The following is a 2369-nucleotide window of genomic DNA, read 5'->3' as shown; positions in this document are numbered from 1 at the left end:
GGCGTGGCTCGCGCAGGCCGGCGCCGACCGGCTCGTCATCACGACCACCGCGGACGCGCCCGGCGAGGCCGTCGCGGAGCTGCGCGCCGAACTGGCCGCGCTCGACGCCCGTACGACCGTGGAAGTCTGCGCGGACAGCGACCGGGAGGCGGTCGCGCGCCTGGTGGCGGACACCGCACACCCGCTCACCGCCGTCGTGCACGCCGCCGACATCACACGGACCGGCTCCGTCGACGACACGGCGCCCGCCGACCTCGCCGAGGTGTTCGCGGCCAAGGTCGACAACGCCCTGTGGCTGGACGAGCAGTTCGAGGACACCCCGCTCGACGCGTTCGTGGTGTTCTCCTCGATCGCCGGCGTGTGGGGCGGCGGCGGCCAAGGCCCCTCCGGTGCCGCCAACGCCGTCCTGGACGCCCTCGTCGAGTGGCGGCGGGCCCGCGGGCTGCGGGCGACGTCCCTCGCCTGGGGCGCGCTCGACCAGATCGGCGTCGGCATGGACGAGGCCGCTCTGGCCCAGCTGCGCCGGCGCGGGGTGCTCCCCATGGCGCCGCGGCTTGCGGTGACCGCGATGGTCCAGGCGGTGCGCGGCAACGAGAAGTTCGTGGCCGTGGCCGACATGGACTGGGCCGCCTTCGTCCCGGCGTTCACCTCGGTCCGCTCCAGCCCGCTGCTGGCCGAACTGCCCGAGGCGCGAGCGGTGCTGCAGGCGGCACAGGGCGACGGCGAGAACAGCGACGCCGCCGCGTCCCTCGCGGACTCCCTGCGGGCGGTCTCGGACACCGAGCAGAACCGCGTCCTGCTCCGCCTGGTGCGCGGTCACGCCTCGACGGTGCTCGGCCACGGCGGCGCCGAGGGCATCGGCCCCCGACAGGCGTTCCAGGAGGTCGGCTTCGACTCGCTGGCCGCCGTGAACCTGCGCAACAGCCTGCACAAGGCCACCGGGCTGCGGCTGCCCGCGACGCTGATCTTCGACTACCCCACCCCGGAGGCGCTGGTCGGGTACCTGCGCTCCGAACTGCTCCGCGAGGACGACGAAGCACCGGATCCGCGCGAGGACGACCTCAGGCAGGTCCTGGCGTCCGTCCCGTTCGCCCGGTTCAAGCAGGCCGGCGTCCTGGAGGCCCTCCTCGGCCTCGCCGACGACAACGACGGCGCCGACGACGCGCAGGCGGCGGGCGAAGCGCCGACGGCCGCCGGCGACGAGGAACTGATCGACGCAATGGACGTTGCCGACCTGGTGCAACGGGCCCTGGGCAAGACGAGCTGACCCTGATGGTGAACGAACCGTGGAGGATGGTTATGTCCGCGCCGGACAAGCAGGTCGTCGAGGCTCTGCGGGCCTCGCTGAAGGAGAACACCCGGCTTCAGCAGGAGAACAGCGAGCTCGCGGCCGCGGCCACGGAGCCCATCGCGATCGTCTCGATGGCCTGCCGGTACGCGGGCGGGGTCCGGGACCCCGAGGACCTGTGGCGGGTGGTGTCCGAAGGCGCCGACGTCTACACCCCCTTCCCCGAGGACCGCGGCTGGGACGTCGAGGGCCTGTACGACCCGGACCCCGACCACCCCGGCACGACCTATGTGCGTGAGGGTGCCTTCCTGCACGAGGCGGGCCTCTTCGACCCCGCGTTCTTCGGGATCTCGCCGCGCGAGGCCCTCGCCATGGACCCGCAGCAGCGGCAGCTGCTCGAAGTGTCCTGGGAGGCCCTCGAACGGGCCGGCCTCGACCCGCACGCGCTGCGCGGCAGCGACGTCGGCGTGTTCGCCGGCATGGTGCACCAGGACTACGCCCCCGACCTCAGCGGCCACGAGGACTTCCTCAGCCTGGAACGCGCACTCGGCACCGCCGGGGGCGTCGCCTCCGGACGCGTCGCCTACACCCTCGGTCTCGAAGGCCCCGCGGTCACCGTCGACACCATGTGCTCCTCGTCGCTGGTGGCGCTGCACCTCGCCGCGCAGGCACTGCGCCGCGGCGAATGCTCCATGGCGCTCGTGGGCGGCGCCACCGTGATGGCGACGCCCGGCGGGTTCGTCGGCTTCGCCCGGCAGCGGGCCCTCGCCTTCGACGGGCGCTGCAAGTCGTACGCCGCGGGCGCCGACGGCTCCGGCTGGGCCGAGGGCGTCGGCGTGCTGCTCGTCGAGCGGCTCTCCGTGGCACAGGAGCGCGGCCACCAGATCCTCGCGGTGATCCGCGGGTCCGCCGTCAACCAGGACGGCGCGTCCAACGGGCTGACCGCACCCAACGGACCCGCCCAACAGCGCGTCATCCGCAAGGCGTTGGCCGCGGCCGGCCTCTCCCCGGCCGACGTCGACGCGGTGGAGGGGCACGGCACCGGCACGGTCCTCGGCGACCCGATCGAGGCGCAGGCGCT

The 2369-nt window shown here is 74.0% G+C and carries 2 protein-coding genes; both read left to right on the top strand.

Annotation, left to right across the window (positions count from 1 at the left end):
- Positions 1-1267: beta-ketoacyl reductase (locus G3I40_RS31105; RefSeq protein ID WP_164305960.1), on the top strand; the 1267-nt coding region annotated here is incomplete at its 5' end.
- Positions 1268-1299: 32 nt separating this feature from the next.
- Positions 1300-2369 (top strand): beta-ketoacyl synthase N-terminal-like domain-containing protein (locus G3I40_RS31100; protein ID WP_164305959.1); only part of this gene is annotated, 1070 nt, incomplete at its 3' end.

Origin of the sequence: Streptomyces sp. SID14478, assembly GCF_010548525.1 — a bacterium.
Classification (GTDB): Bacteria; Actinomycetota; Actinomycetes; order Streptomycetales; family Streptomycetaceae; genus Streptomyces.
The sequence above is the reverse complement of the archived record's forward strand: the minus strand, read 5'-3'. Positions and strand labels throughout refer to the sequence as shown.